The organism is Pseudomonas sp. JV245A, assembly GCF_032424515.1.
GTDB classification, from domain to species: Bacteria; Pseudomonadota; Gammaproteobacteria; order Pseudomonadales; family Pseudomonadaceae; genus Aquipseudomonas; species Aquipseudomonas protegens.
Genome location: NZ_VYKE01000205.1, coordinates 1 through 6,886, shown reverse-complemented (window position 1 = coordinate 6,886; position 6,886 = coordinate 1). Strand labels below are relative to the sequence as shown.

Annotated in this window: 6 protein-coding genes; all 6 read right to left on the bottom strand. The window is 65.8% G+C overall.

The window, feature by feature from the left end; genetic code table 11:
- Window positions 1–24 precede the first annotated feature (24 nt).
- Window positions 25–669, bottom strand: a complete 645-nt coding sequence (locus F6S12_RS28710) for a methionine ABC transporter permease (RefSeq protein ID WP_015633738.1) — start codon at window positions 667–669, stop codon at window positions 25–27.
- Window positions 659–1,783, bottom strand: a complete 1,125-nt coding sequence (locus F6S12_RS28705) for a methionine ABC transporter ATP-binding protein (protein ID WP_011058621.1) — start codon at window positions 1,781–1,783, stop codon at window positions 659–661. The genes F6S12_RS28710 and F6S12_RS28705 overlap by 11 nt, the downstream gene beginning before the upstream one ends.
- A gap of 1 nt (window position 1,784) precedes the next feature.
- Complete coding sequence (locus F6S12_RS28700; RefSeq protein ID WP_123473119.1) at window positions 1,785–2,594, bottom strand: MetQ/NlpA family ABC transporter substrate-binding protein; 810 nt, start codon at window positions 2,592–2,594, stop codon at window positions 1,785–1,787.
- Between the two features lie 112 nt (window positions 2,595–2,706).
- The gene (locus tag F6S12_RS28695) at window positions 2,707–4,074 is read right to left on the bottom strand and encodes an LLM class flavin-dependent oxidoreductase (protein WP_015633741.1); all 1,368 of its coding nucleotides are present in this window, start codon (window positions 4,072–4,074) and stop codon (window positions 2,707–2,709) included.
- Window positions 4,074–5,273: an SfnB family sulfur acquisition oxidoreductase gene (locus F6S12_RS28690; RefSeq protein WP_103290581.1), complete on the bottom strand. Its 1,200-nt coding sequence runs from the start codon at window positions 5,271–5,273 to the stop codon at window positions 4,074–4,076. Before F6S12_RS28690 ends, F6S12_RS28695 begins: the two co-directional genes overlap by 1 nt.
- A 39-nt stretch (window positions 5,274–5,312) precedes the next feature.
- On the bottom strand, window positions 5,313–6,554 hold the full coding sequence (locus tag F6S12_RS28685; RefSeq protein WP_011058625.1) for an SfnB family sulfur acquisition oxidoreductase: 1,242 nt from the start codon (window positions 6,552–6,554) through the stop codon (window positions 5,313–5,315).
- Between the last annotated feature and the right edge of the window lie 332 nt (window positions 6,555–6,886).

The window sequence follows — 6,886 nt, the reverse complement described above, 5'->3', positions numbered from 1 at the left end:
CGGCAGCGGCTACACGGGATGCCGCTAGCGCTTGTTCAGCACCCGCGCCAGACGGTCGCCACCCAGCTGGATCGCGGCTACCAGAATCACCAGCAGCACGATCACCGTGAGCATGATCTGGCTGTCGAACCGCTGATAACCGTAGCGGTAGGCAATGTCCCCCAGGCCGCCCGCGCCAATCGCCCCGGCCATGGCCGAGGAGTTGATCATGGTCACCAGGGTGATGGTGAAGCCGCCGACGATGCCCGGCAGCGCTTCGGGCAGCAGCACGTGCCAGACGATGTGCCAGCGCCGGCAACCCATGGCCTGGGCGGCCTCGATCAGGCCGTGGTCGACTTCCCGCAGGCTGACTTCGGCGATCCGCGCAAAGAACGGCGTGGCGGCGATGGTCAGCGGCACCACGGCGGCCCACACGCCGTAGGTGGTGCCGACGATCATTCGGGTAAAGGGGATCAGCGCCACCATCAGGATCAGGAACGGGATCGAGCGGAACAGGTTCACAAAGGCCCCCAGCGCCCGGTTCAGGTTCGGCGCCTCGTAGATCCCGCCCTTGCCGCTGGTGACCAGGATCACCGCCAGGGGAATCCCCGCCAGCAGGGCAATCAGCGAGGACACGCCGACCATCAGCAGGGTGTCGAGAATGCCCTGCAACAAGCGATCAAACCACATAGCCCAGTACCTCCACCTGTTGTGCCCATTGCCCGGCGCGCTGGCGCAGTTGCGCAGCCTCCAGGGACGAGCCCTGGACTGCCAGCAGCAATTGCCCCAGGGCGTGGCCCTGGATGCGTTCCACGCCGCCTTGCAGCAGGCGTACGCGGCCGCCCAGGGCGCCGAACAGCGCCGCCAGGTCCGGTTCCTCATGGCTGCTGCCGGTGAAGCGCAGGCTTAGCACCAGCGCCGCATCGGAAGACGTCGGATGGCTTTGCAGGCGGTTCTGCAGTTCTTCCGGCAGGCCGTGCTGCAGGGGCGCCAGCAGGGTCTTGCTGACCTCGTGCTGCGGGTTGCCGAAGACTTCCCAGACCGGCCCCTGCTCGACGATGCGCCCGTGCTCCAGTACCACCACCCGGTCGCAGATATCGCGGATCACCGCCATCTCGTGGGTGATCAGGATGATGGTCAGGCCCAGGCGCTGGTTGATCTCTTTCAGCAGGCCGAGGATCGACTGGGTGGTTTCCGGGTCCAGGGCCGAAGTGGCCTCGTCGCACAGCAGGATCTCGGGATCGTGGACCAGGGCCCGGGCGATCCCCACCCGCTGCTTCTGGCCGCCGGACAACTGCGCCGGGTAGGCCCGGTGCTTGTCCTTGAGGCCCACCAGCTCCAGCAGCTCGCGCACCTTGCGCTCGCGCTCGGCCTTGGGTACCCCGGCCACCTTCAGCGGCAGCTCGACGTTGTGCCACACGGTCTTGGCCGACATCAGGTTGAAGTGCTGGAAGATCATGCCGATGCGCCGGCGCAGGGCCACCAGGCGGTCTTCGTCGAAGTCGCCGATGTCCACCTGGTCGATCAGCACCCGGCCGCTGCTGGGCTGCTCCAGGCGGTTGATGGTGCGGATCAGCGACGACTTGCCGGCGCCGCTGCGGCCGATGATGCCGAACACCTCGCCGCGCTGGATCGACAGGTCGATATCGTGCAAGGCCTGCACCGGACCCTGCTGGCCCTGGTAGGTCTTGCCCAGGCCGATAAAGCGCACCTGGGCGCGATTCAGTTCGGGGTGCAGCTCGGTCTGCCCGGCGCGCCGGGGCGCCGCTTCCGGCAGCTTGCGCTGTAGCGTCGCGACACTCATCTCAACCTTCCCAGCCGGCTTGGTAGAGCTTGCCGTGGGCTTTGTCCAGAGCGGCGCGAACGGCAGGCGAGTGCTGGTAGATATCGACGAACTTGATCAGCCGCGGGTCGTTCTTGCTCTTGGGCTGGATCACGAACTGGATCACGTATTCCTTGTGGTCCAGGCCGTCGAACAGCAGCGCCGAGCCGGCATCGAAGGTCTTGGCCAGGCGGATGTAGGCCGGGTAGCCCTGGACCAGGTCAGCGTCGTCATAGGCGCGCACCAGTTGCACGGCTTCGACCTGGAGGATCTTGATCTTCTTCGGGTTGCTGACGATGTCTTCTTCGGTGGCCTTGTAGCCAACGCCCGGCTTGAGGGTGATCAGCCCGGCCTTGGCCAGCAGTTGCAGGCCGCGCCCGCTGTTGATCGGGTCGTTGGCGATGGCCACGCTGGCACCTTGTGGCAGTTCGTCGAAGCTTTTGTATTTCTTCGAGTACAGGCCGACGTTGTTGATGATGCCCGGGGCGAAGGGCACCAGGTCGAAACCGGCGGCGGCCTTGGCGTTTTCCAGGAACGGGATGTGCTGGAAGTAGTTCACGTCGATGTCACCGGCGGCCAGGCTGACGTTGGGCGCGATCCAGTCGGTGAACTCCACCAGCTCGACTTTCAGGCCCTGCTTGCCGGCCTCTTCCACGGCGGCCTCCAGGGGAATGGCGAAGGCGGCGGTGGTGCCGACCTTGAGCGGCGCGTCGGCGGCGAAGACGGCGCTGCTGAACAGGCCGAGGGCGAGGGCCAGGGCTTTGAGCGGGTGGCGCAGGCGTTTGGTTTTCATAGGGGTCAGGGTCCGAGTCGGGGCCAGGGAATGGGGTGTGGTTGCGGGCCTCTTCGCTGGCTAGCCAGCGCCTACAGTGAGGTGTGCAGGAGCCGGCTTGCCGGCGAAGCGTTTAGCGGCGGTAGGCCGCGCCGGTGTGTTGTTCGGGCAGCTTGCGGCCCTGGCGGAAGAGCTTTTCCCGCAGGGTGCCGTCGTCGTAGGCGGTCTTGTAGGAGCCGCGGCGCTGCAGTTCGGGGATGACCAGGTCGATGAAGTCGACGTAGCTTTCCGGGGTGACGATGCGGGTCAGGTTGAAGCCGTCCAGGCCGGTTTCGGCGATCCAGGATTCCAGGTCGTCGGCCACCTGCTGCGGCGAGCCGACCACGGTGAAGTAGCGGCCGCCCAGGGCGTGCTGGTCCAGCAGCTTGCGTCGGGTCCAGTCGTTGTTCTGCAGGTTCTTGGTGGCCGACTGGATGGCATTGCTCTTCACGTACTGGATCGGCTCGTCGATCTCGTACTGGGAAAAATCGATCCCGGTGGACGCGGAAAAATGCGCCACCCCGGCCTCTGCGCTGGCGTGGCTGCGGTACTCGGCGTGCTTCTTCCAGGCCAGTTCCTCGGTCTCGCCGACTATCACGTTGAGGCCCATGAACACCTTGATGTCCTCGGGATTGCGCCCGGCAGCCACGGCGCTGGCGCGGACCTTGTCCACCTGGGCCTTGGTCGCGGCCTTGTTCTGCCCGCTGATGAACACGCACTCGGCGTGGCGCCCGGCGAACAGCAGGCCGCGGTCCGAGCTGCCGGCCTGGAACAGCACCGGGGTGCGTTGCGGCGACGGTTCGCACAGGTGGTAACCACTGACCTGGTAGAACTCGCCCTGGTGCTCGACCTTGTGCACTTTTTCCGGCTGGGCATAGATGCGTTGCTCGCGGTCATTGAGGACCGCGTCGTCCTCCCAACTGCCTTCCCAGAGTTTGTACAGCACCTCCAGGTACTCGTCGGCCTGGTCGTAGCGGCGGTCGTGCTCGATCTGCTCCTTGAGCCCCATGGCCTGGGCGGCGCTGTCCAGGTAGCCGGTGACGATGTTCCAGCCGACCCGGCCACGGCTCAGGTGGTCGAGGGTGGAAAGGCGCCGGGCGAACAGGTAGGGCGCCTCGTAGGTGAGGTTGGCGGTGAGGCCGAACCCCAGGTTCTTGGTGACCGCGGCCATGGCCGAGACCAGCAGCAGCGGGTCGTTCACCGGCAGCTGGATCGACTCCTTGAGGGGCACGTCCACCGAATTCTGGTAGACGTCGTAGACCCCGACGATGTCGGCGATGAACAGCCCGTCGAACAGCCCGCGCTCCAGCAACTGGGCCAGCTCGGTCCAGTACTCGAGGGTCTTGTACTGGGTCGAGTTGTCCCGCGGGTGGGTCCACAGGCCGTGGTTGATGTGCCCGACGCAGTTCATGTTGAAGGCGTTGAGCAGGATCTTCTTCTTGGTGGTTTGTGGCGCGGCCATCAGATGGTCCCCCGCAGCGGCGGGTTCTGCTGGTTCAGGTAGTAGTTGCCCACCGCGTGGTACTTCCAGCGCACCGGGTCGTGCAGAGTGTGTACCCGGGCATTGCGCCAGTGGCGGTCCAGGCCATGCTCGGCCAGGGTCGCCTGGCTGCCCGCCAGTTCGAACAGGGTGCTGCCGGCGGCCAGGGAAATTTCCGTGCTCAGGGCGCGGACCTCGGCCACGGCGATGGACGCGGCGGCCACGGTGTCGGCGTTGGTCTGGGTCTGGGCCTTGTCGAGGAACTCCCCGGCGCGTTCCAGCAGGGCCTCGGTGGCGTGCAGGCGGATGCTCAGGTGGCCGAAGCTCTTGATGGTCAGCGGGTCGTCGGTGGCCTTGTCGTTGCCGGAGTCGATCCACGGCCGGGTCTTGGTGCGCACAAAGCGCAGGGCGTCTTCATAGGCGGCGCGGGCGATGCCGGTGTCGATGGCGGCGTGGAGGATCTGCGCCAGCGGGCCGACTGGGGTCGGGCGCTCGAAGGCGCTCTGGAACGGCACCACGTCGGCCTCGTCCACCCACACGTTGTCGAATTGCACCGAGCCGCTGCCGGTGGTGCGCTGGCCGAAGCCGCTCCAGTCGTCGATCACGTCCAGGCCCTGGGCGTCGGCGGGGACGAAGGCCAGTTGCTGCACGCCGTGTTCATCCACCACCGAGGTGGGGATGCGCTGGGCGTAGAGGGCGCCGGTGGCGTAGAACTTGCGCCCGTCGATGCGGTAGCCCGGGCCGTTGCTGTCGCGGCTCAGGCGGGTGGTGCGGTCGTGGGCGGTCTTGGTGCCCAGCTCGGCCAGGGCGTTGCCGAAACGCCGGCCGGCCAGGACTTCGGCATACAGCCGCTGCTTCTGCGGCTCGCTGCCATTCACCCGCAGCACTTCCAGGGCGTAGAAATGGTTCTGCGGGATCTGCCCCAGGGAGGCGTCAGCCTCGGCGATCAGGGCGATGACCTTGGCCAGGGTGACGTTGGAAACCCCGGCGCCACCGTATTCCTTGGGCACGCTGATGCCCCACAGGCCGGAGCGGGAAAAGGCTTCCAGCTCGGGGTGCGGCAGGCGCCGCTCGCGGTCGCGCAGGGCGCTGTCGCGCTTGAAATCTTCCGCCAGGTCGCTGGCGACAATCAGGGCTTGCTCATCGCTGGTAATGACCGCGACGTGTTGGGAAAGAGACATGTGTTTCTCCAGAGATCTGGTCAAAAGCGTTCTGGGCGGTTAAATCCAGGAGTGCCGGGCAGGCAAGGTGCCGTTCAGGTGATAGGTGCCCACGGCGTGGTACTTCCAGCGCACCGGGTCGTGCAGGGTGTGCACCCGGGCGTTGCGCCAGTGACGGTCGAGGTTGAATTCGGCGAGGGTGGCGCGGCTGCCAGCCAGCTCGAAGAGCTTTTCACTGGCCAGCAGCGAGATCTCGGTGGTCAGCACCTTGGCTTCGGCCACGGCGATGGAGGCGCGGGCCGCAGACTCGGCAGTGATCGGCGCCGCACTGACCTGGTCCAGCACCTGGCCGGCCTTGCGCAGCAGGGCTTCGGCGGCGTGCAGTTCGATCTGCAGCTTGCCGATGTCGGCGATCACATACAGGTCATCGCTGGCCCGTTCGACGTTGGCGTCGATCCACGGGCGTGCTCGTTCACGAACGAAACGGATGGCGTCGGCCACGGCTTCCCGGGCGATGCCGGCGTCGATGGCGGCCTGGATCAGCTGGGATACCGCGCCCTGGATATTCGGTGTTTCGTTGATCCGCCAGTTGTCCAGCACCAGCTCGGCGTCCACCCGCACATCGTTGAGCAGGATGGTGCCGCTGGCGGTGGTGCGCTGGCCGAAGCCCGACCAGTCGTCGACGATGCGCAGCCCCGGGGTGCCACGACGGACGAAGGCCAGCACCTGGCGGCCTTCCTCGTTGAGTGCCTTGACCGCCACCCAGTGGGCGAACAGGGCGCCGGTGGAGTAGAACTTCTGGCCATTGATCACGTGGCCGTCGGCGTCGGCGGTGATCCGTGCCTTGAGTTCCAGGGTGTTCTTGGTGCCGCGTTCCGGGCCGGCATTGCCGATGCGCCAGCCTTCCAGGACGCTCTGCAGCAGCTGTTTCTTCTGCCGCTCGGTGCCGCAGCCGAGAATCAGGCCGAGGATGCCGAACTGGTTCTGCGGGATCTGCCCCAGGGCCGGGTCGGCCGCGGAAATGATGGCGAAGACTTCGGCCAGGGTGACGAAGGAAACCTGTGGCCCGCCGTAGGCGCGGGGCACGGAAATACTGCCCAGGCCGCTGCGGGTGAATTGTTCGATCTGCGCCCAGGGCAGCTTGCGCTGGCGGTCGCGCTGGGCGGCCTGCTGGCGGGCCGCGTCGGCCAGTTCATGGGCAGCCTGAAGGGCTTCGGCGTCGTTGCGCAGAACCCGAGCGGGCAGCAAAAGGGGAGCGATATCCAGGTCACTCTGGACCTGGGCTTCGATCAGACTGGACATCAGTGCCACTCCTTGGCTGCACGCAATGCCCTGGCGATCTGCACTGGGGTGATTGTGTTCCGGACCATACCTACCTCACATCTTTTGGATAGGCCGCGTCATGCGGCGAAATCAGAATCAAGAATGTCCGGTGGTCCGGTGCATATACCCTATGCGCGTATAAAAATTAAATAAACTAACTTTTAGGAATATGAATAGAAGGGTTGAATCGAATCCCGCAGGCGTTATGGATCAAGGCCTTAGCGTGCTTCCACGGCTGTGGTTCTAGCGACGAATGCCTCCCCAAAACCACCCCGTACCTGCACGTAGGAGCTGGCTTGCCAGCGAATGCG